Raw genomic sequence first — 24,492 nt, forward strand, 5'->3', positions numbered from 1 at the left:
GGTCCGCTGAGCTAATGAGGACGAAAATCACCCCCATTTTGAGCGGATACATTCCGCTTCGTTCACCATTCTTTCGATTAATTCGGCTACCGTCGGAATGTCGTGAATCATGCCCGTAACCTGGCCCGCCCAGCCAAAACCTTTTTCCTTGATCCCGTCGTGAATCCAGCGTTTGTTGGCTTCGCCGCTAATAAAATCTTTAAGCGCCTCATACGTAGGCGTCGCGCGCTCGATTGCCAGAATATGATCGACGTAGGCGTTTCGCAATACTCTGGCAGGGGCGCCGATTGAACGCTTGATGACAGTTGTATCTGTCTCCGCGCTTTCGATCAGGGCATTTTTATAAGATGCCGAGGCATCCACACATTCAACGGTGGCGATAAAACGCGTCCCCATTTCGATCCCCTCCGCTCCAAGGGCATGAGCCGCCATCCATCCGCGGCCATCTCCGATACCGCCTGAGGCAACTACGGGGATTTGCACGGCATCGACGACCTGAGGCACGAGTACCATGGTTCCAATGTCGTCTCGTCCTAAATGCCCCCCTCCCTCCTGCCCGACGACAATGACGGCAGAGGCGCCAAGCTGTTCCGCTTTTTGCGCCTGTCTGCGCGAAGAAACGAGCACCATCGTTTTAATATCCGTGGATTGCATTTTCTTTAAAATCGCGGTAGGATTGCCTCCGGTAATGGTCACGACGGGTATTTGCTCTTCAATAACCGCCTCTACCCGATCCTCATAACCGGAGCCATGCATCCCGAAAGCAAAGTTGACTCCGAATGGTTTATCGGTAAGCGTGCGTGCCCGCCGTATTTCTGTACGCAGGGCATTGGCGTCCGGAAGGCTCATGGCCGTGATTTGCCCCAAACCTCCCGCATTCGAAACTGCCGCCGCAAGATCCGCGTATGCTAAATAAGCGAGTCCCCCTTGAACAATGGGATACTTAATTTGCAGTAATTCCGTCAGACGCGTGCTCCATTTCATCGTCGTTCCCCTCCATCTCCGCTGAATACTCATCATTTCTATTATCTTAACAACAGCAATGTCATTGCAAATACAATAGCTAATCCCCCTGCTATATAATCAATACGCGTAAATTTCAGCTGCTTATAAACGGTTCTTCCCTTGCCATTGCCATAAGCTCGCGCATCGATTGCCATGGTTAGCTGCTCGGCACGTTGAACGGTTGCAATGATGAGCGGAATAAGAATGGGAATATAAGCGAAAAAGCGTTTTGGCATTTTGAGGGACGTGATATCATATCCTCTTGCCTGCTGCGCCTCTTGAATACGATCCAGCTCCTGCATAATAGTAGGAATGAAACGAATTGCAATAGCGATCATTAACGAAAACTGTTCTACAGGCACATTTAATTTGGAGAGCGGCGACAGCAGCTTTTCCAGCCCATGGGCCAGGGATAGCGGTTTGGTGGTCAGCGTTAACACAGAAGCGAGCAAAACAAGCAGAACGATTCGAAAAACAAAGCGTGTCCCGTTTTGCAGGCCTTCCGCTGTCACATGGATGAATGACCAGGACCATATGATGACGCCTTTGGTAGTGAGCGCATGATAAACAAAAGTAAACGCCAAAATCCACAAAATCGGCCGTAACCCTCTCCCAAACATATGAAGCGGTATTTTTGACGATATTAAAATAATCAAAACGAAGATGGCTGCAGTCACGTAGCTGATAAACGTTCCCAGCATCAAAAAGCTCAGCATGATAGAAATCGCGGCTAAAAGCTTTGTTCTCGGATCCAAGCGGTGAAATATCGAATCGGTTTCCAAATACTGTCCTAATAATATGTTATTCATTACGAAGCAGACCTCTTCCACGCCAAATCGGCAGAATGCTTTGAAAAATATCCTGCTCCTTGCAGCTCCTGACTTCGATTTTCCGACCGGATAATTCCTCCGCCAGCTTTAAGAGCTGCACAGGTTCAGGCAGCGGCAATCCGGCTTCCTCCATCAATTCCGTTTTCTCGAGAAACAAGGTACGGGCTTCAATATGTCCCAGTAAGCATCCTTTATGGAATACCATGACTTCATCCGAATATTCCGCAACGTCCTCCATCTGATGTGAGATGAAGAGAAGGGTGCGGTTATCCTGCTGCTGCCATTCTTTTAACGTCCGCAGCAAATCCACTCGGCTTAACGGATCAAGACCTGCAGTCGGTTCGTCTAAAATAAGCAGTTTCGGATTCAGCATCAACACCGAGGCGATTGCGATGCGGCGCTTTTGCCCCCCGCTTAATTGAAAGGGAGCGCATGATAGGATCTCCTTGGACAGACCCACCTGCGGCAAGATCCGATCAATATCCTGTTCGATTTGTTCGCCTGAAAACCCAAGCATCTTAGGAGCGAAAGCAAGTTCTTTGTAAACGGTCGTTTCAAACAGTTGATGCTCCGGATATTGAAAAACAAAACCTATATCAGGGATAACCCTTATCCGTCCTTTGGAGTCCCTGGGAACAGAGCGCTGATCAATCCGGTATTCACCGTTAAAGGCAGGAATCAATCCCTTCAATACTTTGGCGAATGTGGACTTGCCCGCCCCCGTTTGACCAATAATGGAAATCCATCTGCCTTCGCGAATGGTACAGCTGACGTTCTGCAAAGCCGTCCGATCGGAATAGTTCACGCTCACCTGCTTTAGCTCATAGACCATTGGGAACGAAACATCTCCTTCCAATCTGCCATCAGCGGCGCCCTTAAACCCAGTGTTTTATGTAAACGTACGGCAAAGGGTTGATCCAATAGATAGCCGGCAGCAGGTACCGCTTCAAAAAAGGGTAATGGATCACCATCAAACTCAAGCCGTCCTTGATGAATAAGCAACACACGTTCAACAGACAGCACTTCCTCCATATGATGAGTGATGTGAATGATCGTCATCCCCTGGCGGTGCAGCTCATGCATAATGAACAGCATTTCCTTTCTTCCCTGCGGATCAAGCATGGAGGTGGCTTCATCGAAAATGATGATGCGGGGACGCATCGCTAGTATCGCGGCGATCGCGACCTTCTGCTTTTGCCCGCCGGATAGCTGGTGCGGCGCTGCTTCTGCATAGTCTTTCATTCGAACGGCTTGCAAAGCCTGTTCCGCGCGAATGCGCATTTTCTCTCTCGGCACGCGAATATTTTCCAAGCCGAAAATCACTTCATCCAAGACCGTCGTGGTAATGAATTGGTTATCCGGATTTTGAAAAACAAAACCTATTTGCTCACGAATCCTGGCAACATCCGCCGGCTCTGAGGTATCAAACTCCCTATATTTCACATGTCCTTCTTTCGGAAGCAGCAAACCGTCCATTAATTTGGCAATGGTGGATTTCCCGCAGCCATTCGCTCCGACAACCGCCACAAACTCGCCTTCTTTAATTGTAAAACTCATGTTATCTATGACAGGCTCGCCCTTCTTATAATAAAAATGTACTTGATCGAATGTAAGCATCTAATTTTCTTTGCCCTCCCGCTCCCGCCGCCATGTTTCAAAAAATGCCTCCGGACCGTTCTCGGAAAATGCCATCGTCGGTTTTTGCCATTTGGTAACCTTCGAACCGTTAACCCCGAAGATTTCGCCAGTCAACTCCTGATCCGGCTGAGCGAGCAGCGCAGCTGCAAACCGGGCGACATCGCCCGCTTCACCCACTTTCCAAAATTCAGGAAACGGTTCATTGCGGCTCGCGCATTTTTCCTTAAGATACTCGATGACAGGTCGCGTCATATCCGTTAAAGCGGCAGGCGAAATGGCGTTCACCCGTATCCGATTGCGCCGCAGTTCGGCTGCAAGCGTCCATACGATGCCGAGCATCCCTGCTTTGGCCGCACTGTAATTCACCTGGTAGGCGGAACCGGATAATCCGGCTGTCGATGTCATCAAAAGGATGTCTCCCCCGCCCTCCGGAAAATATGGCAGTACCCGCTGAATGCAATAAAAAGCGCCGTTCAAATGCACATTCAGAACGCTATGCCATTCTTCATCCTTCATGAGCAGACATTTTTGGTCGCGAACAATCCCGGCATTATGAATCAATACGTCAATACAGCTATATTTCGCTATAACAGCGTCTACCATCGACGTTACGGCCGACGGATCCGCGACATCGGCACAGCACCCTAAAGCCTCGCCTCCCATATGGCGAATCTCCTGCACGACTTCATCAACTAACGTTTGTTTCGTGCCATTTACGATGATTTGATATCCCTTTTTACCCCAGCTGCAATGCGATAGAGCGGCCAATGCCCCGGGTCGCGCCAGTAATTAAGGCTGTTTTAACCATCAGAACCTCTCTTTCACCGAAAAACTTCCCGCTGCGATCACCTCGCCCGTTTCTGAGGTAACCGTCACGCGGATTTGGTCTTCGCTTTCCTTAAAGTCAAAACTTGCCATCGTATCTGCTAAAAGCGGCTTTTGAAATCTCATGCTGCAAGCTGTAATCCAATGTGACCGATGTTCTGCCAAATACAAGGACTGAGCAAGCCCCATGATATACATCCCGTGTGCAATGGGCCGCTCATACCCAGCCTCAGCTGCGGCTTTATCATCCAGATGAATGGCAGCCGCATCGCCGGAAGCAGCAGCGTATTGCCGGATTGCACTTGCGGTAATTCGTTTTTTCATGCTTCGTCACCTACCGAAATAAGTACAGTTTCTGCCGTAACGATGAGGTCGCCGCAGCACTTGCAGATCAGGGTTTGGGTGTACAGGATCAGCTGCCCCTTACGGCCCGTTTTTTGCTCGACTCTCGTTAACGATAACTCGCAATCAAGAGTCATTCCTGCCACGACCGGTGCCTCATAAGAAAAATGCTGGGAACCGTGAATCAATGTTCCGTTCGCAGGAAACCAAGGAATATCGGATGCCTGCCAGAAAATAATGGGCATGGTTGCCGGAGCGATCAGAACGCCGTCTAACATTTGCACGGGAGCTTCAATGCTTTTCGCATACTGCAAAATTGAATCGGCGCGAATATGAATCCTTTGATGGAGCTTATTCATTCGACTGCCTCAACCAAGGCGGCAATGCCGATTCCGCCGCCAATACCAAGCGTGGCCAGCCCGCGCTTATACGGTTTTTGCAGCATTTCCGCGCATAAACGCGTCATCAAGATTGCGCCGGATGCACCATAAGGATGGCCAATAGCCAGCGCGCCGCCGCCTGGATTGACCTTGTCCTGCGGGATTTCCAGTTCCTTTAATGAGGCCAATACTTGTGCGGCAAAGGCTTCATTAAACTCAACGATATCCAAATCGTCAATGGTTAGATGCTGTCGGGTTAACAATCTCCGGACGGCCGGAACAGGTCCGATGCCCAAATACCGCGGATCTACTCCAGCCGCTTGGGCGTCCACGAAACGCAGAATGGGCTGCAGTCTAAGCTCCAGACATTTTCGTCTCGACATGATAAGAACAAGTGCGGCACCATCATTGATCGGACATGCATTTCCGGCAGTAACGGTACCTTGATCCAAAAAAACAGGCGGCAGTTTTTGCAGCTTTTCCAGACTTGTATCGGCTCTTGGACATTCGTCTGCAGTAACCCATCCAACATCGGTTTGCAGAGGAACGATTTCCTGATGAAATCTTCCCGTTTGCTGTGAAAGAACAGCCTTTTGGTGGCTTCTCAAGGAGTATTGATCTTGTTCTTCTCTGGAAATTGCGAATTTATGGGCTACATTTTCCGCAGCTATCCCCATATCCGGGTCGCCGTAAGCGCTTGGGGTGAAACGAGCACGTGCATAAAGCTGCGGAACCCCCATTAGCGTTCGCGGTTTGGCCATTTTCCACGGCGCCCGGCTCACGCTTTCGACGCCGCCTGCCAAATATACCTCGCCTGCGCCGCTCTGAACGAGTCTTGCCGCCATATTAATGGCCTCCAGACCTGAACCGCACTGCCGGTCGATCGTAACGCCAGGCACCGTGACCGGGAGTCCGGCCTCCAGCGCAGCAACCCGCGCAATATTTCCGCCTGGGCCAACGACATTGCCTATAATGACATCATCAATGGAGTCTTGTGGCAGGTTCGTTTGGGAGACGATATGCCGGATAAGCGGCGCTAATAATTCCTCCGGTTCAAGCTCACTGAACTGGCCGCCCATCCTGCCGACCGGTGTGCGTTTAGCCATGACAATGACGGCTTCCGTCATATCATCCCTCTATTCACGTATTCTTTCATCGCATGGCGGGCAATTTTTCCGCTGCTGGTATAAATGAACTGATCCACCGTGATGAGCCGTTTTGGCGCTTTATAGCTTGCCAAAAAACGACGGCAATAATTTTTTATCTCATCCAGGGTTAATTGCTGTTCCCCGCTCCATTTCACGATTGCCGTAATGCGTTCACCCCAATAAGCATCAGGCACCCCGAGGACCATGACTTCCCGGATCGCCGGAATTTGCTGCAGCACGGACTCCACTTCCTCAGGAAAAACATTCAGACCGCCGGATACCATCATATTTCTGGAGCGGCCGGCCATATATAAATAGCCATCTGAATCCAAGAATGCATAGTCTCCAAGCTTGAGCCATCCATCCCGAAACGCGGCGGCCGTTTCTTCGGGCAAATGATAATACCCTGAAAACATCATGCCGCTCCGGATGTAAAGTTGTCCGATCGTCCCGGCAGGTACCTCCCGGAAATGTTCATCGCGAATGGATACCTCTACGCCTGAGAAGGGTCTCCCTACCGAATCGGGCTTGTTTTCGGCAATGACGTCCATATAACTGATATAGCTCGCTTCCGACGAGCCATAATATTCGTACAGCTTAACCCCGCCAAATACCTCTCTGCACTTTCTTTTCGATGCCTCCGGCCATTTTCCGCCAGAGCTGATCAGAGCCTGAATTGGCGTTTGACCAGGGATAGCCTGCTGTATCATCGATTCAATCATCGTCGGCACGACAAACAAATTCATATCGGGAGTCCGTTTGCAAAGTTCCAGCATCGTCCCGGCATCAAAATGTCTGACGATATGAAACGTTCCCCCATTGTACAGGCTTTGCATTAAAGCGAATAACGATAAGGAGTGAACGAAAGGGCCCGGGGCTGCAATATGATCCATGCTGTCCAACTGAAAGGCTTCGTTTGTCGCCTCAAAGCTTGTCATCCACGACAATTGCGTTCGCATATACCCCTTTGGTTTCCCGGTCGTACCTGACGTAAAGCCGATAAATAATAATTCGTTGCCGTCATCCATTTCGGCTTCCGGTTGTAAAGCAGTGAGCCAGTCGTCATAGGAACCAGCCTCTTCTTCATCCGAAAAAGAAAGAATCCGGATGTCCCGCTCCTGGATGTCCAGGTTTTTTGCAGGTTCAGTTTCCGTAAAAATCATGCCTGGCTGACACAGCTGTAAAATGGCGTTCATTTCCGCTTTGCTCCATTGTGGATCAATGGGAACAGGTACGCATCCTGCATATACAGCTCCTAAAAAAACCTCCACAAATTCAGTGCGGTTCGCAGATAAAATAGCGACTTTATCATCGTTGAGCCCATCCCGCTTCAGTCCCTGGGCAATTTTTTTCATCCTCTGCACCAATGTGCAATAAGTTAGGCTTGTCTGGTTGTCGGATAAAGCGATTTTATCCGGATGCTGCACAGCATGTCGTACTAAAGATAAAGTTAGATTCATTTTCATCCACACCTATTCAAAATTCGTGCATTACGTGTTCTGCACTTTTTCTTCAATTGGACTGATAGGTTTTAATTGCACTGCGATGATGGCGGCGAGCACCGCTTTGATACAATCCCCGGGTAAAAATGCGGCAGCTCCCGCGAGTCCGGCCCAGACCGGTGTATGCGTGATGAAGGCCATAACCGGAGCGCCGATAAGAGAGACAAGAACAACTCCAAAAACAAAATTGATGACGATGACTTTCCATGTTTTTAACTTTGGCCACACCTTTTCCGTCATCCATCCGATACAGAATGCGGCGACGGGCCAACTAAAGATGTATCCTATGGACGGACCGATTAGGTGGGAGAGACCTCCCCGCCCTCCGGATAGTAAAGGTAAACCCAAAGCAACCAATACGATCAATAGAATTACGCTGAGCGCTGCGGTTTTCCTTCCCAAAAAGCATCCCGCCAGCATGACGCCAAGCGTTTGTGCGGTGACGGGAACCGGGATAAACCCTAACGGTATGGGCGGTATAAATCCCAATACCCCTATGAATGCTGCGAATAATGCGGCTAATACCATTTCTCTTGTCTTCAATAGACTACCTCCGATCAGGTTAACAATCTTATTACAGCTAGAGTCGACATCTAATGTAATAGGAATTATAGACTGATCAATTTCAATTGTAAACCATAAATATTTTTTAAGGTTTACGATTAGTTTGTTAGTTGGGATAGAACCAAGTTCATCAGGCACCTATAACCATGTATTCATGTCATTTTTCATGCGGTCAGAAAATGTTATAAATTGTATTTTTTTGACTGATTGCCCATTTTATTAATACAAAGGTTGAAACTATACACTGATGTCGGTATAATCTATCATGTAAAACGACAACAGTGTATATTTTATTACATGCATCTTGTCATTCATTATGGAGGTGGCTTTATGGCACCAAAAGTTAGTGAAGAATATAAAAAAGAGAGAGAAAGAGAGTTGATAGAAGCAGCCAAGAAGGTGTTTATCGAGAAAGGATTTGTTCGTACATCTATGCAAGATATTATGGACAAAGCTGGAATATCCAGAGGTGCATTGTATAGTTATTTCGATAATATTGAACATGTTTTTATCGAAGTTCTAAAATATGATGACCAAAAAGACATGCAATATTTTATGCCATCTAATGAAGGTCCACTATGGCCACAATTAAAAAACTGGGTTGAAGAACAGCAAATTTATATTGAGGCAATTAACCAAACATTGGTCTATGCAATGGCGGAATTTTTTTTAACATCCAATTACGCAAATAATAAAGACAATTTCCCTTACATTTCTGAACGTTACAATCAAACCACTGATGCTATAGAAAAAGTATTAAATGAAGGTATTCGTAAAGGAGAATTTAGCCCTCAACAATCTACTCATTCCATTGCGAGGTATATCCTATCATTTATCAACGGTTTAATGCTGGACACGTTTCAACTGGGACATGAACAGACAAAAGTAAAGGATCAATTATCCGTCTTTCTTTTCTCTTTAGAAAAATTAATTAATCCAAAATCCGCAAAATAAGGAGCGATCATTATGTTGTTTGAATCATCGAGAGTGAGATTAAGAAAGATGACAGAGGAAGATACAGAGCTATATCACAAGTGGAGAAATGATGTGGATGTTATGCATTCCACCAACCCATCTTTAGATGTTTATTCGATGGAGGCTACTAAAGAATTTGTAGATCATGTTATTTTGGGAGCTCCTGCAGCTAAAAGCTACATCATGGTTGAAAAAGGAAATGAAATACCCATCGGCATTGTATCATTGATCGGCATTGATTATAAAAATAGAAATGCTGAATGTATTATTGACATCGGGGAAAAGGAATATTGGGGAAAAGGCTATGGTTCAGAAGGGTTGAAATTACTGCTGGATTACGCTTTTTACGAAATGAATCTTCATCGAGTTTCTCTTAGTGTATTTTCATTTAATGATAGAGCTATTCATTTGTACACTAAGATCGGCTTTCAACAGGAAGGAAGCAGCAGACAATGTCTATTTAGAGATGGTGAATGGCATGACATTATTCATATGGGACTTCTGCAAAATGAATACTTTGAGAAACAAAAACAGAATGTATAAAAAATTGTTCCACCATAAAATAGAGGAACAGCGATGGAATGACGGTGGAACAACAGAATCAAACTTGTAACATTGAGAAGCGTACACAAAAAAGCATTACAGATTTCAGGAGCGAGAAAGCCCACTCTTTAAGGGGTGGGATGATAGCGACTTCGGACTGGGGCGTACCTTTAGGTACGTACATGTACGACTCTATCTAGCTCCTTTTCTTTTTTTGTTTGTTTGCGTATGTTTATATACCATACATACAATAAATGTGTTATACTGAAGTCATGGAAGAATATAGAAGAACCAAAACAACCGTAAGTCTACTCAACTATCATTTTGTGTTTTGTCCTAGATACCGTAGGAAGATATTCCGCAATCAAGCCGTTGACGAACGCTTTAAAGAGCTAGTCCGTCAAATCTGTAAGGAACACGACTTTAAGATTGTTGCAATGGAAACGGACCAAGACCACTGCTACTTATTCCTAAATGTCCCTCCAACCTACAGTCCTGCGGACATCATGGCGAAAGTGAAAGGAGGCACGTCAAGAATACTACGTGATGAGTTCGACTTTCTAAGCGCTTTACCAAGTTTATGGACTCGTAGTTATTTCGTATCCACCGCTGGAGATGTATCTTCACAAACCATAAAACGATATGTTGAAAATCAGAGAACGAGGTGAGAACTCATGGCGCAATCCTTGACAATCAAGATCAAGCTACTTCCGACAAAGAAAGAAACTGAGCTTTTGAAAAGTTCGTCTTTGCGCTATATTGAAACCGTGAATTTTCTCGTTTCTGAAATGGTTGCCGAACAAAAGATAACCAAGAAAACGTCTAAAGACGTTGCAGTTTCACTCAATAGTGCGGTGAAGAATCAAGCGATCCGTGATGCCAAGAGTGTGTTCAAAAGAGCAAAGAAAACAAAATTTCAAATCGTACCCGTCTTGAAAAAGCCAGTGATCATTTGGAATAACCAAAATTTCACGGTCACGCCAACAAGTATCTGTATGCCTTTTGTGATTGACGGACGCTCGAAGAAGTTAAGTATGAAAGCACTCATTGAACAACGAGACCTTAATCTGTTAGCCATCGCAACCAAAATCGGTACGCTGAGAATCACATGCAAAGGCAACAAATGGATAGCTCAAATTGCGCTGGAAGTTCCAACCGAACTCACCCCTTCAACGAAAGTCATGGGTGTAGACTTAGGTATCAAAGTGCCTGCTGTCTGTGTCACCGATGAGCATGAAGTGAAGTTTGTTGGAAATGGACGCATGAACAAGTACGTTCGCCGATACCATAATGCTCGTCGCAAAAAGTTAGGTAAGGCTAAAAAGCAAAATGCGATTAAAAAGTCTCGTGATAAAGAGCAACGATGGATGAAAGACCAAGACCATAAAATCAGCCGTGAAATCATTGATTTCGCAATGAAACACAATGTCGGTGTGATCCGACTTGAACAGTTGTCGGGTATTCGGCAACAGACAAGAAAAAGTCGTAAAAACAATCATTCTCTAAGTAACTGGTCTTTCTACCGTTTAGCACAATACATCAAGTACAAAGCAAATGTAGCGGGTATCAAAGTGGAAAATGTAAACCCAGCATACACGAGTCAACGATGCCCTCAATGCGGGCACCACAATCATGCGTTAGATCGCAGGTATACTTGTTCGAACTGCGGTGCTAGAGAACACCGCGATTTAGTCGGTGCATGGAATATCATTTTTGCACCTGTGATTGATGGTAACAGTCAATCAGCCTAGACACCTATACGGTCTGGTCTAGGATGGGGTAATGGCATACCCTTAGCTTAGGGCTAGTACAAAACAGAAATGGACTGCGTACAGTTTAGTACCTAAGAATCCCACCTCATGCCAGTAGGAATGAGGCTTGCGCCTTTAGGCGTGGGAGTGTCAAGATAAGCCCTGTCGCACCGCCTGTTTCTTCGTTATAAATATAGGAGTCAACGACGAGATTGCCATCCACCAGGATGAGGAAGATGTCTTCCATATCAAAGGGTGTACCTAGATTCAGATTTTCGAGCCGAGTATCTTCCTCGAATAAGATGACGGATTCCGTTTCGAATTCGCCATCGTTTCGTTCATTGCGAGCATAGGCCCAACTGTCCGCTGGCAGCAAATGTTTCACATCAGAAAAAGGCAAAACTCTGTAGTTCATCGTTCGTTACCTCCCCATAAGATAAAAAAATCCCTTGTCTTATTTTGATAAGGGTAGGATAACACGGTCAAACGTTATTTGCTTCCCAACTAAAGTACTAACTAACAGGTTTACTTTATATTATGCTTTTGTAGAAACTTCGCTTTGGGAATTTAATTTTGCTTGTTGTATACGGAAGGAAACCGCACAGCTCACGAGAACGAAAAGCAACTGAAGAGATAGAGCCAACAAAATCCCCGTTAACAATCCCCACTCCAGCGTCTGGCTCACGGCAATAAGCGCCCCGCCGATCCCGATGCTTAAACCCGGACTGAATGCGTCCGTAAATTGAAGGCTCGCGGATATTTCTCCTTCTTCACCTTCACTGGCATGCTGCAAAGCAATCGCTCCCGTGGTCGGATGGGCCAAACCGATCCCAAAACCGGTGAAAATTTGCGAAATAACCGCATATACGATTCCCCCCTCGGGCAGACCGACTGACAGCATCACCGCAGCAACCCCGATAATCATGAAACAAATACCAACCGTTACCCGTTTATTCCGGCCCGTTCCATGGTCCTTGGCATCAAGCTTGGACTGGAGCCAAGCCGCCGTTGACCAGCTTAATGCGCCCGCAGCCACAATTAATCCCGCCAAATCCGCAGGCAATTTTTTCACTTCCGTCAATGCCAGAACAACATAGCTCTCGGTGGCATTATAACAAGCAACAAACAAACCTCTTGAAGCAATGGTTGCAGGCAAACCTTTTCTTGCGCTAAAAGTCCCCTTAGGCAGCAGCTTGCGCAATGGCTGAATCATGATAAGCACCCCTGCCACCGAAAGCACCATTCCCTTCCAATCGGTAATAAAACCTAATCCGCTCAGCAGCATGCCCGTTCCAATGGCCAGGAGCACCGCCAATCCTTCTTTACGGCCGCCTTTGGAGGCACTTTTATCTTTCACTGAAAATTTGCGGAAAGCGGGAAGCGTCAGCACGACAGCCAAGCCGATGAAAGGAAGCACCAGCCAAAAAACAAATCTCCAAGACAAAAGTTCAGCTAAAAGCCCAGCGATATATGGACCAACTAACGCAGGCAAAATATATGCGCTTGAAAACATGGCAAGTATTTTCGTTCTTAGCTGATCGGGGTAACCTAAAGTAATGCTGTAATAAACGCATGTAATAATAGATCCGGCGCCAAAACCTTGAAACAATCTTCCGATGATCAGCATAACCATATTCACGGATGTGGCCGCAATGACAATGCCGACGACGAATATGAGAATCGCCGCAATAAACGATGCGAACACGCCACTTTTGTTAATCTGCTGGCCTATTACCATCGTTCCAACAATTTGCGCCAATAGAAAAGCGCTAAAAATCCAGCCATATAAATGAAGGCCATTCAATTTTTGTGCCAGACTCGGAGCAATCGTAGTAATAGCCAGCCCTTCAAAAGCCACGGTAGTCACGGCAAGAATGATACCGATCGTTAGCGCCCTGTATCGGGGACCAAAAATTCCAGCTTCCTTAGTGGATGTCTCCATTCTTCATTCTCCTTCTTATTGTTGCCATGTCATTACTTGACACAGCAAGTATTTGATATGTTATTGCAGTTCCGTATAAAAGATAATCGCAATCCAAAAATAATGGTCGTAGCAACTATAATACCTGTTTATTCGCATCACATTCCAACCATATAAGCATCATCGGTCCTGAATGGAAGTTAGATTGACCTGTGGTTTTGCGAAAGATAAAATCTATAAAATAGCTTTGTCTATAATAGTCATAGCAACTATATGGGATATCATTGCTTCCTCTTCATTATGCATCGATACAATTCAAGCTGCGAAGCAGGTGTGTTTGCTTCAATTTATCCCACATTGTCTCCTGAGATGAATGTATCTATTAGCATAACAGAGAAGCTATAAATCCTTTACGTTGTTATACATGACAGCGAGAATCCTTCTGAATGTTTCGACCTCTTCTTCAGACAACCCCTTGATCGTGTTCTTATAAGCTTCGATGGATGGATCAAGAATGTCATCTTTGATTTCACGGCCTTTAGGAGTTAAATAAACGCGCAAAGACCTACGATCCGTTTCATGGATCACGCGATAAATAAAACCTTTCTTCTCCAGCTTAAACAGCATGCGGGCAATATTCGTCTGATCTTTATCCAGTCTTTCAGCAATTTCTTTCTGAGTAATCCCTTCTTTTTCCCAAAGGATAACCAGTATTTCCCACTGGTCCACTGTAATATCAAATGGGTTGACCACTTTCTGATAGTAATTATTCAGCTTCAAAGCCGCCCGCTGCACATTAACGCCAATATATTTTTCAAATTCCAAGGTCATCCTCCTTATAATAGACATGATTATAGTTGCTGCGACTATTATAATTGCACTTTTTTCAGATGTCAATCCAATCTGTACTCTAGAGCTCATGATATCATTTTCCACGATTCTGAACATGCCCTTACATATTAAAAAACCCGCGAAGCCCGCGGATCAAATGTAGCAGCTTGTTTTATTCAGGGCCATAAACAGGTCCATTCATCCTTATAACAAAGGAGGGATTATGATCGGCTTATAATTCATAGCTTCTTCAATGATCTCTTCCGGCGTAAGTTCTTTCTCGTTCCAAAATATTAAGTCACTTACCTGAGGATGTGGAACATTTCTCTCAAGTACGTCTATCATTTCATCGATTTCTTGTTCACTGCCATCCGCTTGCATAATTTTTTCAACTAATTCAAGCAGTTCCTTTTTTCTTAATTCCATTTATCTGCCCTCCCGCTTTCTTTAATTATTTCATTTTTTTTATTGCTCGTACAGTGAGGCGCTCGTAGCCTTTAATGTTATTCTTTGGCTATGTTTTAAATAGAGTTGAAAATCGATACATTAAATAGAAGATATACTGTATAATTAAGCCAAATATACATAGACCTTGGTATGGCGAATGATTTATATTTCTTGGAGGATAAATTGTAATGATAAAAAATATTTTTAAAATAGAAAATATTCCAGCGATTTTGTGGGGTGACAAATCAGATAAGTTATTTGTGGTGGTGCATGGTAACATGTCAAATAAGGCAGATGACTCGATTATTGTATTTGCAGAAGAAGCAACAGCAGTAGGTTATCAAGTGCTTAGTTTTGATTTACCTCAACATGGTGACCGTAAGGATGATGCTTATCTTTGCAAAGTTCAAAACTGTGTTCAAGACCTTAATACAATAATGACCTATGCAAAATCGTTATCAAATAATATAAGCCTTTTTGCTTGTAGCATGGGAGCGTATTTTAGTCTATTAGAATATAGCCATGAGCCGTTGAAGCAGTGCTTGTTTCTCTCTCCTGTGGTAAATATGGAACGTATCATAAATAATATGATGACATGGTTTAACGTAAGTGAGAGTAGACTAAAAATAGAGAAAGAAATTTCTACACCCATTGGACAAACTCTCTATTGGGATTACTACTGTTATGTGAAAGAACATCCTATTGTTGCTTGGAATATTCCAACTTCAATTCTCTATGGTTCAGAAGATAACTTATGTGAATTTGACGTTGTATCTGAATTTAATAAGTGTTTTAACTGTAATTTGCAAGTGATGGAGAATGGAGAACACTATTTCCATACTGAGGAACAGTTGCAATATTTCAGACAATGGCTGAAAAAACATATATATGTTAAATAAATGATTGATGTATAATCTTTTTTAAAAGCGAATTAAGGGAAGCCAAAATGGCTTCCCTTAAAAGTTATTTAATTTCAACATTAAAACATCGCCTATTCTTTAAATGATAAACCTTCCTGCTGCAAAGCAGTCCGAAGTTTAGGTATCGATGTCCGTCCCATGCCGTGAAATTGCAAAATCTCTTTTTCGCTATACTCCGAAAGCTTTTGGAGAGAGGTAATTCCATTGTTTTCCAAGGCTCGTCTTGCCGGTGCTGTGAGAAGGGCAAGAAATCCATTGTCAGGTTTGCGCTCCCGCTCACAGATCGGGCAGATTGGACAATCGCTGGTTTTATAATATTGGTGTCCTTTATCGCAAGTTCTTAAGTCTTTTTTAGAGGCTGCCATTTTTTTTCACCTTCCATCCATGAAGTTGTGATACTCCATTTCAAAATATCAGTTCCATCGCTTCTTTACATGGTTTGTACCCGTTTCGTTCGTAAAATTCCACGCTCCAATCAGATGGCCAAACGATGATGAATTCATATTCCTTTTGTTTTGACCATACTTCAATCCGCCTAAGAATTTGACCCCCTATTCCCTTCCCCCTATGGGCGGGTAATGTATATACATTTGTCATGTATGTAAATGGGTTTGTTTTTCTTCCAGGTCGAGGAACCTTATTGATGATCTCTAAATAAACATGTGAAAGTATCTGTCCATTCTCTTCAGCCACCCAAATAAACCATCTGTTACTCTCAATAGCCTCTGCAAGAAAAGATTTACACTCCAGATAAAAATCATCGTATTGATCTTCGCTAATCGGAATTTCCTTATATTCATTGGTAAAATCCCATCGCATCCGAATAAGCTGATCAAAGTCTTCCTGGGCCGCCAATCGAATATTCACAGAATCTCTCCTTTCAACCATTAATTAGAATCTCCTATATCTTCCCATTGAGGATTCCAGACGACTTCCCACAAGTGCCCATCCGGATCTTGAAAGTAACCCGAATATCCGCCCCAAAAAGTGTTGTGTGCCTTTACTGTTATCGCGGCTCCCGCTTTCTGAGCCTGTTCCATAACCGAATCGACTTCTTCTTTACTCCCTACATTATGACCAATAGTAAATTCCGTAGGACTTGGCATGGTTTGATTTAGTTTCGTGTCATGTGCGATGTCTTTTCGTTGCCAAACCGCAAGTTTTAAACCTGCTTGCAAATCGAAAAACGCCACAGCTCCATGTTCAAATTCTGTACCAACGATTCCTTCCGATGGAAACCCAAGGCCATCCCGGTAAAACTTCAATGCTCTTTCCAAATCATCTACACCCAACGTAAGTACAGTAATTCTTGGCTTCATTAAACGTCCTCCGTTTCTTTATTCATATTATATTTTATGTCAGTCGTTATTTACTAATTTAAAAAACCAATCGATAAACGACTTCATCATCGTATACATCGCCAGTCTCAGTGAATCCAAGTTTTTCGTAGAGTTTTCTGGCGGCTATATTATCTGCACATACCGTTAAATTCAAGCATTCACTATGGGAATAGTTCTCTTTTATATATCTAATCACTGAATCTATAGCTGCCTTTCCATACCCCTTGCCTTGATAGTTCTGATCAATCATGAAACCATTCATCCAATATGACCAAGTTGTTGTTTCATCTAATGTGAGCATCACAAAACCTACTAAGTTATTTTCATCATTATATATGCAAAAAGGCAGGTATTCGTACTCATCACCATCTGGACGAATGTGTACTTTGGCTAGAGACACGGCAACTGACGGAACATAATGAGTTTGATGAACTTGAACTTGCAACTCTAATGAATCTTTCCAGTTTTCTCTTGTCGCAGGTGTTAATTTGATCAAAATAAGATCACTCGTTTCGATTTGTATTTTTGAGTGCGCCTGAATCTACTTCCAGATTGCTTCCATTAAATAAATTATGCATCCCCTCGGATAATTCCTTTGCGCTAACATCCTAAAACTTCTATTCTACAAAATCGCAAATCTTCCTCCATAATCATACAAAAGAAAAGCTTGTCTGATGCTGCGATTGGTTGATCTTCATAGCTCCCACGCCAATAATTCACTCCAAATGATTTCGTGTATTTATTAGCAGCAGCTCGTTTTCCTATTGTTGCCGAATAATTTGGCCAGTGAAAGCAAATAATGTGGCTTAAGAATAAACTGGTTGAAAAGATTGGCAGGTGAAAAATTTGCAGCAAAAGAAGGAACCTTTCTTATCTGAAGCAAGTGATCGAATCCATTCCAAAACCAATCCGGATTCACCCAAAATCATCTTCATTTGCGTCGATACTTTAATGAGTCAGTCCATCGATAAGGGAATCGAGCAAAAGAAGCTTCCAACCTTTCAGTATTTGATCGAACACGGTCAATACTATAAAAATGTCGTGACCTCATTTCCGACGATGTCCGTGTCGATTGACAGTACTCTGCTGACAGGAACATATCCGGATGAACATCGCGTGCCGGGACTGGTCTGGTATTCAATGCAAGACAAGAAGCTCATTAATTATGGCAGCGGATTTATGGAAATATGCAGGAACGGAATCAATCAATTTCTGAGCGATACATTAATCCATATGAACGGGAGCCACTTGAATCCGCACACCCCAACGATTTATGAGGAATTGGCCAGCATAGGATTAAAATCAGGGTCTATTAACGGTTTAATTTACCGGGGGAGCTCCGATCACCAGCTGACTTTTCCTTTTTGGATTCATATGCCTACCGTGTTACCCCGAAAACTCAAGGTAAAAGGCCCGGATTTGTTGGCATATGCTGCTTTCTCGAATCCGCTAGAAGGCGTAAAAAAATTGCCGGTTGGCCCAATCGGCAAATTTGGCTTTAACAATGGGTATTCTCTCGAAATGGTAAAGCATCTCATTCAGAACGAGCAATTACCCGATTTTCTGTATGTCTATTTCCCCGATCTGGACAGAAGGATACATAAAAAAGGGCCTTCGGACTTGGATTACGTGATCCGCACGGATGAACAATTACAGGCTTTGTTGCAAGCTTTCGATTCACGGGAGGAAGCTTTGAAAAAAGCAGTGATCATTATTTTAGGAGATAACGGAATGACTCATGTTCTTCCGAAAAATCAACAACCGATCATCGATTTGGGCCAATCCTTGAAGGGATATCAGGTTTTACGGCCGGGATCCGCGGTATCGGACCAAACCGAAATTATTCTTGCCATCAATGACAGAATGGCTTATCTATATAAACTAACATCCCAATATTCATTTGAACAAATAGCGCAGACTCTGCAGACGGATCAGAGAATCGATGTCCTGGCATGGAAAGATCAAGGTTGGATTCGCGTTGTTCGGGCGGGATCATCCCAAGAATTCGCCTATCAATCCCAAGGAGACATGGTTGATCCCTATAAACAAACGTGGACATTGGACAAAGACCCGAACGTGTTGGATTTACAAATCAATTCCCAAAAGCATACTTTGGAGTATGGACATTATCCCGATGTTTTACGGCGATTGCATTCAGCCTTAAATTCACATCCTGGCGAATATATGGTAGTCACTGCAAAGCCGGGATATGAATTGAAGTATGACAGCTCCCCTACCCATAAAGGAGGCGCAGGCCACGGCGGCATAAGCCAAACGGAGTCGCTCGTTCCTCTCATCATTGCCGGAACAGACCAGAAACCGGAGTTCCTGCGGGTCGTCGATTTAAAATCATATTTTCTTCAGCTATTAAAGGGATAAAGTTGGGACCTATAAGGGCTGCTCGCAAGCATCGAAAAAATTACACGTATAAACCTTATCTAAAACGGACCACTGAATGACAGCGGTCCGTTTTTCCAGCTTAAATCCCAATAACAGGGGAACTGTTGCCGTACCTATTTTAAAAGGCATCATTCCGATGAAAGATTCGTCCGATCCATCGCTTTTCCAATATCATAATCATCAAGATCGATGTCCAATTCCATGCCTAATGCCAACTTTGCCAACTGACTTCCGATAAAAGGCCCCATCGTCAATCCTGACGCTCCAAGCCCATTCGCTGCCAGAAGACCATCCCAACCAGGAACAGCGCCGATCACCGGTAGAAAACCGGGTGTAAATGGACGGAAACCAACTCTTACTTCCTCAAAGGAGCCGTCTGCTAAACGAGGCGCCAATGCCAACCCTTTATTCAGAATTTCCTGCATTCCGCCTGCCGTTATCCTTGTATCATAACCTTCGATTTCATTTTCGTGAGTTGCGCCTATAACAATTTTCTGTTGATCGAAAGCCAAAAGATACTGGTCAGAGGGCGGCATGATGACAGGCCAGGTGCCAGTGTCTTGATTGTCCTGAATCTGTAAATGCATGATTTGCGCTTTTTGGAAACGAACGTTAAAGTCGATGCCTAAAGGCTGCAGCAGTTTCCCCGCCCAAGCCCCTGCACAAACAATGGTTTTATCGGCCAAGTAATTATCTCCGCCTACAGTTACTCCTGTTACGCAGTTCGATTGAAACTGAAGCGAAGCATCGCCATTGATAAGGACGGCTCCATTTCTCTGCGCTGACCGGACCAATGCATCGCGCAGCGCGCGGCCGTCAATACGGGCGGCACCGCTAATTCGAACCGAATGATAACCTTCGTCTAATAAAGGAAAAAGCTGATGGGTCTCATACTCGTTAAGCCGGGTTATTTCGCCGATTTCCGGTGCATCTGCTTTACGCAAATGTGCCCGCTCCTCCATCTTGCCGATTTTCTCCACATCATGGTGAATGCTAAGGGCGCCAACTTGGGCATAACCCGTTTCCGTCTCCCCCTCTTTTTTAAGCTCTTCAATCAACCCTGGATAAAAACTTGCACCAGCCTTTGCCAGACGGTACCACGCTTGATTGCGCCGCTGCGACAGCCAGGGGCAGATAATGCCTGCAGCGGCATCTGTAGCCTGTCCTTTATCTTTTCTGTCTATCATTAGGACATCTGCTCCCATTTTCGCTAACTGGTATGCCGTCGATGCCCCAAGAATTCCCGAACCAATGACGATGAATTTCTTCATGACTACATTCCTTTCTTAATCACTGTACCCATTATAGCGAACAATACATGACATTATAGAATTTTTCGTTAGAGTTGCAGTAAAAGCAGAACATAACATTTGAGCAATATTCAAATCAGTTCATGATCCAGAATCCAAAAACAACGGCAGCCACGGACCAGAGATGGTCCGTGCTTACCGCCGTATCATGGATTGCTGCTCTAAATTTTAAATCGTTTGACAAGCGATTCCAATTCGCTGCTTGATTGGCTGAGGAATTCGGCCGATTGAGTGACTGTTTCAATAGCTTTTAATTGATCCTGCGACGAAGCGCTGACTTCTTCGGCAGCAGCCGCAGACTCTTCCGAAATAGCAGACAGGCTCTCGATGGATTGGACTACATTTTCCTTTAATGCGGACATTTTTTGTACTTCTTTGGACATTCCATTGATGGAATCGATGACTTGATGCATTAATTCTTGAATGCTTGAAAATGCCACCCCGGTAGCTTGTACCGCTTCATTTTGTTCCGATGAGATCTCTCTGGTACGGACCATGGCTTCGGTGGCACGGATAGCCTCCTCCATAATGCCTTGAATCGTTTCGTGAATTTGTTCGGTTGAAGCAGCGGATTGTTCCGCAAGCTTACGCACTTCTGTGGCTACGACCGAGAATCCTCGGCCAGCCTCCCCGGCTCTTGCCGCTTCGATGGACGCATTCAATGCAAGCAGATTGGTTTGGGTCGAAATGGATTTAATAATTTCAACGACGGTCTGGATATCACTGATTTTGTTCACAAGCAAGTCTAACACCTGTTCAATCGATTGAATCTCACGGAAGGATTCATCCGAGCGCGTCTGCAGCTCAGCCAATGTTTCTCTGCCGCTTATGCTAGCCTGCTGGGTGTCGTTTGATTTCTCCTGCATGGAGTTCATCGTTTCTTCAACCAAAATAAACTGTGAAGCCAGCTGCCCTGTGACCTGATGCATTCCATCCAGATTAGTGGCGCTTTCGGCCGCCCCTTGCGCGACATCCGACATCGCATGGGCTATTTCTTCGCTTGTTGCTTTTGTCTCTTCAGACACCGCACTTAGGTTAACAGCCGAATCCGACAATTTCTCGGATGAAGCGATTACCCGGGATAAGAGCTCCCGCATATTTTGAACCATTTGATTGAAGTGGCCTGTTAACTGTCCGATTTCGTCTTTTGATCTTACCGTCCCTTGAACCGTCAAATCTCCCTCCGCCATTAATTGTACTTGTTTTGTCAGCTGAATAATTGGCTTCGTAAAGAACCGGGCGGCAAAATAGATAATGATACCCGAAATAACAATGGCGAATAAGGTAATGAATAAATTCATGTTCAGAATATGGTTCGTAAGTTTAAATAGTTCTGATTCTTCATAAACAGCGCCGATTTTCCAACCTGTCAAAGGTGATGTCGTATAATACAAAATTTTCTTTACTCCCTGGTCGGTATACTGTATCTTACCTGAATCTTTGCCCTCACTGTATATTTTTTCAACAAACGGCTTGTCATGCTGATTCTTCTCGTCTGAGCCAGGAAGCACGACAGGATCTCCCTCAGAGTCCAAAATAAATCCAAAACCATTGTATCCAACATTGGTTTCTTTAATCTGTTTTGTGATATCTTCCAGATTCACGTCGAGTGCGATAACACCTAAAACCTTGTTATTTTCCACAACGGCTTTTGATATGGATATTGTCATTTTCTGACTTATGCTATCTCTGTAAGGCGGGCTGAATTTCACGTTGTCTTTATCGTCATTAGCTAATTTGTACCATGGCCGAATAAGGGGATTATAATCTTTTTTATCTACAACCGTTGCGGGATCATACATGCGCTTGGATGGATCCCCCCCATAAATATTCGATACTTCCGGATTAATCTTGGTGTAGGACTTTATTTCTTGAATCATGGACGGAGTCAGTTTTTTTATATTTTTGAAAATATCAATCATTTCCATTTTCTTGCTGAAATGCAAAATATCCTTTGCATAGTTATTAATACGCAAATCCGTAATTTGTGTTAAGTTTTTTGCTTCATCAAATCCTGTTTCGTCTAGATCCTGTTTAAAGGTGTTAGTCAATTGCGAGCCGGTTGCCAATTGCGAAATAACCATGGCAGCAATGAGCAATACTGCAAAAATCAGTATAAGTTTGTTCTGTAGCTTGTTTAGCATGATGTCTTCCCCCTATTGTTTATAAGCGCTACTAATCCATTACTGAAAATAGTTAATAATACAGCAATGACGTAATAACGTCTTTTATCATGAAGATTTTAACATATTTGAACTATGTATAAATTGTTATTATTTCGAAAGTTGGATTTTTTATTTCTTCTTAAAATTCGACAAAAATCTTTACTTTCATTTAGGTCATCAGTATAATATTATCTAACCAAATATGTGGATTACCGGAGGAGCCTGCCATTGGTGGGCTCCTCTTTGCCTTTTTATGCCCACCGAAAGGGATTTCCTTCATAGTTAGTCCATAATTTGGGTAATATACAAAAAAATTCACTTTCGGGAGGGCTCATGGAACAACAAGCTATTTTAGCCATCGGTATCTTTCTTGTCATTTACGGATTCATTATTGCGGAGAAAATTCATCGGACCATAGTAGCAATGATTGGCGGTACATTAATGGTTGTCTTTGGTATCGTGAACCAAGAGACTGCTTTGCATCATATCGATTTCAACACCCTTGGACTTCTTATCGGCATGATGATTATTGTAGGTATAACAGCTGAAACAGGACTGTTCAAATACATTGCCGTTTTTGCCGCCAAGAAAGCCAAAGGCGAACCCGTCCGCATCCTGGTTTCGCTGTCCCTGATTACAGCGGTAGGTTCTGCTTTCCTGGATAATGTTACGACAGTACTGCTCATGGTCCCTGTTACTTTCAGCATTACTAGGCAGCTTCGCGTGAACCCCGTACCTTTTCTTATAACGCAGATTATTGCTTCCAACGTGGGCGGCGCTGCGACTTTGATCGGCGATCCGCCGAATATTATGATCGGGAGCGCTGTGAAGGAATTATCCTTTATGGATTTCATCATCAATATGGCGCCGTTAGCGATTGTAGTGATGGCAGTGTATATCCCCATCTTCATTCTGCTTTTCCGCAAAAGCATTCAAACGACGGATGAGTTGAAACGCAGTATTATGGAGATGGAAGAAAAAGAGCTGATAACAGATCGTACGCTTTTACGTAAATGTTTAACCGTTTTGGCATTAACGATCATAGGATTCTTTACGCATCAGCTGCTGCATTTGGAATCAGCCACAGTCGCTCTGGCCGGAGCCTTTCTCTTGCTGCTGCTAACCGGAGAGCATATGATGGAAGAAGCTTTCACCAAGGTTGAATGGACAACCATTTTCTTCTTTGTCGGCTTATTCGTATTGGTAGCCGGTTTGATTGAAACAGGGGTCATCGCCATGTTAGCCGAGAAAGCAATCGCACTCACCGGGGGCGAACCCGTAGCAACTTCCATGCTTATTCTATGGCTGAGCGCTATCGCCTCTGCTTTCCTGGACAACATACCGTTTGTCGCAACAATGATTCCAATGATTCAAGAAATGGGACAAATGGGAGTGAGCAACCTTGAGCCATTATGGTGGAGTCTTGCGCTCGGGGCATGCCTCGGGGGAAATGGTTCGCTCATTGGCGCAAGTGCTAACCTGATTGTAGCCGGTATGTCCGGAAAAGAGGGACATCCGATCAAATTCGCGCAATTCCTGAAATATGGATTTCCTTTAATGCTGCTTTCCATTGTTTTATCGAGTATTTACGTATACCTGCGTTATCTGATATAAATCGATATTCATATAAAAAGGCAGCCCATATGAGACCCACA

27 protein-coding genes are annotated in these 24,492 nt (G+C 44.2%); 7 read left to right on the plus strand and 20 right to left on the minus strand.

The annotated features are described in order from the left end of the window. Nucleotides 1-27 precede the first annotated feature (27 nt). The 10 genes from L6442_RS17015 to L6442_RS17060 form a co-directional block, all read right to left on the minus strand. Nucleotides 28-984 (minus strand): NAD(P)H-dependent flavin oxidoreductase, encoded by a 957-nt coding sequence (locus tag L6442_RS17015; protein ID WP_212981088.1) that lies wholly within the window; start codon nt 982-984, stop codon nt 28-30. A 41-nt stretch (nt 985-1,025) separates the two neighbouring features. Beyond that, on the minus strand, nt 1,026-1,814 hold the full coding sequence (locus tag L6442_RS17020) for an energy-coupling factor transporter transmembrane component T family protein (protein WP_212981089.1): 789 nt from the start codon (nt 1,812-1,814) through the stop codon (nt 1,026-1,028). Next, a complete protein-coding gene (locus L6442_RS17025) occupies nt 1,807-2,667 on the minus strand; it encodes an ATP-binding cassette domain-containing protein (protein WP_212981090.1) in 861 nt (286 codons plus the stop codon). The genes L6442_RS17020 and L6442_RS17025 overlap by 8 nt, the downstream gene beginning before the upstream one ends. Then, complete coding sequence (locus L6442_RS17030; protein ID WP_212981091.1) at nt 2,652-3,452, minus strand: ATP-binding cassette domain-containing protein; 801 nt, start codon at nt 3,450-3,452, stop codon at nt 2,652-2,654. Before L6442_RS17030 ends, L6442_RS17025 begins: the two co-directional genes overlap by 16 nt. Continuing rightward, nucleotides 3,453-4,154: an SDR family NAD(P)-dependent oxidoreductase gene (locus L6442_RS17035; RefSeq protein WP_237100396.1), complete on the minus strand. Its 702-nt coding sequence runs from the start codon at nt 4,152-4,154 to the stop codon at nt 3,453-3,455. Nucleotides 4,155-4,280: 126 nt separating this feature from the next. Then, complete coding sequence (locus tag L6442_RS17040; protein ID WP_212981092.1) at nt 4,281-4,622, minus strand: MaoC family dehydratase; 342 nt, start codon at nt 4,620-4,622, stop codon at nt 4,281-4,283. Then, nucleotides 4,619-4,999: an FAS1-like dehydratase domain-containing protein gene (locus tag L6442_RS17045; RefSeq protein WP_212981093.1), complete on the minus strand. Its 381-nt coding sequence runs from the start codon at nt 4,997-4,999 to the stop codon at nt 4,619-4,621. The genes L6442_RS17040 and L6442_RS17045 overlap by 4 nt, the downstream gene beginning before the upstream one ends. After that, nucleotides 4,996-6,147, minus strand: a complete 1,152-nt coding sequence (locus tag L6442_RS17050; protein WP_212981094.1) for a thiolase family protein — start codon at nt 6,145-6,147, stop codon at nt 4,996-4,998. Before L6442_RS17050 ends, L6442_RS17045 begins: the two co-directional genes overlap by 4 nt. Further along, the gene (locus L6442_RS17055) at nt 6,144-7,628 is read right to left on the minus strand and encodes an AMP-binding protein (RefSeq protein WP_212981095.1); all 1,485 of its coding nucleotides are present in this window, start codon (nt 7,626-7,628) and stop codon (nt 6,144-6,146) included. Before L6442_RS17055 ends, L6442_RS17050 begins: the two co-directional genes overlap by 4 nt. A 30-nt stretch (nt 7,629-7,658) precedes the next feature. Beyond that, on the minus strand, nt 7,659-8,213 hold the full coding sequence (locus tag L6442_RS17060) for a biotin transporter BioY (RefSeq protein ID WP_194235148.1): 555 nt from the start codon (nt 8,211-8,213) through the stop codon (nt 7,659-7,661). Nucleotides 8,214-8,564: 351 nt separating this feature from the next. On the opposite strand from L6442_RS17060, the gene L6442_RS17065 reads away from it, so the two are divergent. The 4 genes from L6442_RS17065 (at nt 8,565) to L6442_RS17080 (ending at nt 11,503) form a co-directional block, all read left to right on the plus strand. Continuing rightward, complete coding sequence (locus tag L6442_RS17065) at nt 8,565-9,188, plus strand: TetR/AcrR family transcriptional regulator (protein WP_212981096.1); 624 nt, start codon at nt 8,565-8,567, stop codon at nt 9,186-9,188. A 12-nt stretch (nt 9,189-9,200) separates the two neighbouring features. Continuing rightward, the gene (locus tag L6442_RS17070; RefSeq protein WP_212981097.1) at nt 9,201-9,752 is read left to right on the plus strand and encodes a GNAT family N-acetyltransferase; all 552 of its coding nucleotides are present in this window, start codon (nt 9,201-9,203) and stop codon (nt 9,750-9,752) included. 254 nt (nt 9,753-10,006) lie between these two features. Continuing rightward, nucleotides 10,007-10,420, plus strand: a complete 414-nt coding sequence (tnpA, locus tag L6442_RS17075; protein ID WP_212981098.1) for an IS200/IS605 family transposase — start codon at nt 10,007-10,009, stop codon at nt 10,418-10,420. A 6-nt stretch (nt 10,421-10,426) separates the two neighbouring features. After that, nucleotides 10,427-11,503 (plus strand): RNA-guided endonuclease InsQ/TnpB family protein, encoded by a 1,077-nt coding sequence (locus L6442_RS17080; protein WP_212981099.1) that lies wholly within the window; start codon nt 10,427-10,429, stop codon nt 11,501-11,503. 106 nt (nt 11,504-11,609) lie between these two features. On the opposite strand, the gene L6442_RS17085 is transcribed toward L6442_RS17080, so the two are convergent. The 4 genes from L6442_RS17085 to L6442_RS17100 all read right to left on the minus strand — a co-directional run bounded on the left by L6442_RS17085 (nt 11,610) and on the right by L6442_RS17100 (nt 14,681). Next, nucleotides 11,610-11,918, minus strand: coding sequence for a hypothetical protein (locus L6442_RS17085; RefSeq protein ID WP_212981100.1), 309 nt, complete (start codon nt 11,916-11,918; stop codon nt 11,610-11,612). A 120-nt stretch (nt 11,919-12,038) separates the two neighbouring features. Then, a complete protein-coding gene (locus L6442_RS17090; protein ID WP_212981101.1) occupies nt 12,039-13,445 on the minus strand; it encodes an MFS transporter in 1,407 nt (468 codons plus the stop codon). Nucleotides 13,446-13,823: 378 nt separating this feature from the next. Then, nucleotides 13,824-14,249, minus strand: a complete 426-nt coding sequence (locus L6442_RS17095; RefSeq protein WP_194235157.1) for a MarR family winged helix-turn-helix transcriptional regulator — start codon at nt 14,247-14,249, stop codon at nt 13,824-13,826. A 210-nt stretch (nt 14,250-14,459) separates the two neighbouring features. After that, on the minus strand, nt 14,460-14,681 hold the full coding sequence (locus tag L6442_RS17100; protein ID WP_212981102.1) for a bacteriocin immunity protein: 222 nt from the start codon (nt 14,679-14,681) through the stop codon (nt 14,460-14,462). A gap of 209 nt (nt 14,682-14,890) precedes the next feature. On the opposite strand from L6442_RS17100, the gene L6442_RS17105 reads away from it, so the two are divergent. Further along, nucleotides 14,891-15,601, plus strand: coding sequence for an alpha/beta hydrolase (locus L6442_RS17105; protein WP_212981103.1), 711 nt, complete (start codon nt 14,891-14,893; stop codon nt 15,599-15,601). A gap of 92 nt (nt 15,602-15,693) precedes the next feature. Here L6442_RS17105 and L6442_RS17110 read toward each other — a convergent pair whose 3' ends face one another. Genes L6442_RS17110 through L6442_RS17125 form a run of 4 tightly spaced genes read right to left on the minus strand, consistent with a single transcriptional unit; the run spans nt 15,694 to nt 17,461 of the window. After that, complete coding sequence (locus tag L6442_RS17110; protein WP_212981104.1) at nt 15,694-15,987, minus strand: RNA polymerase alpha subunit C-terminal domain-containing protein; 294 nt, start codon at nt 15,985-15,987, stop codon at nt 15,694-15,696. Between the two features lie 40 nt (nt 15,988-16,027). After that, nucleotides 16,028-16,489, minus strand: a complete 462-nt coding sequence (locus L6442_RS17115; protein WP_212981105.1) for a GNAT family N-acetyltransferase — start codon at nt 16,487-16,489, stop codon at nt 16,028-16,030. Nucleotides 16,490-16,509: 20 nt separating this feature from the next. Further along, nucleotides 16,510-16,941 carry a VOC family protein gene (locus L6442_RS17120; protein ID WP_212981106.1) on the minus strand — a complete coding sequence of 144 codons (432 nt, stop codon included), beginning with the start codon at nt 16,939-16,941 and terminating at the stop codon, nt 16,510-16,512. A 58-nt stretch (nt 16,942-16,999) separates the two neighbouring features. After that, nucleotides 17,000-17,461, minus strand: a complete 462-nt coding sequence (locus tag L6442_RS17125) for a GNAT family N-acetyltransferase (protein WP_212981125.1) — start codon at nt 17,459-17,461, stop codon at nt 17,000-17,002. Between the two features lie 347 nt (nt 17,462-17,808). Between L6442_RS17125 and L6442_RS17130 the strand changes: the two genes are divergently transcribed. Then, nucleotides 17,809-19,341 carry an alkaline phosphatase family protein gene (locus L6442_RS17130; RefSeq protein ID WP_237099956.1) on the plus strand — a complete coding sequence of 511 codons (1,533 nt, stop codon included), beginning with the start codon at nt 17,809-17,811 and terminating at the stop codon, nt 19,339-19,341. Between the two features lie 149 nt (nt 19,342-19,490). On the opposite strand, the gene L6442_RS17135 is transcribed toward L6442_RS17130, so the two are convergent. Both L6442_RS17135 and L6442_RS17140 read right to left on the minus strand, forming a co-directional pair. Beyond that, entirely contained in the window at nt 19,491-20,633 is a 1,143-nt protein-coding gene (locus tag L6442_RS17135; RefSeq protein WP_212981107.1) for an NAD(P)/FAD-dependent oxidoreductase, read from the minus strand. A gap of 200 nt (nt 20,634-20,833) precedes the next feature. Then, on the minus strand, nt 20,834-22,816 hold the full coding sequence (locus tag L6442_RS17140; protein WP_212981108.1) for a methyl-accepting chemotaxis protein: 1,983 nt from the start codon (nt 22,814-22,816) through the stop codon (nt 20,834-20,836). 354 nt (nt 22,817-23,170) lie between these two features. On the opposite strand from L6442_RS17140, the gene L6442_RS17145 reads away from it, so the two are divergent. Then, nucleotides 23,171-24,451: an ArsB/NhaD family transporter gene (locus L6442_RS17145; RefSeq protein ID WP_212981109.1), complete on the plus strand. Its 1,281-nt coding sequence runs from the start codon at nt 23,171-23,173 to the stop codon at nt 24,449-24,451. Nucleotides 24,452-24,492: the final 41 nt, after the last annotated feature.

This window comes from Paenibacillus azoreducens, assembly GCF_021654775.1.
In the GTDB taxonomy this organism is placed as follows: Bacteria; Bacillota; Bacilli; order Paenibacillales; family Paenibacillaceae; genus Paenibacillus_AQ; species Paenibacillus_AQ azoreducens.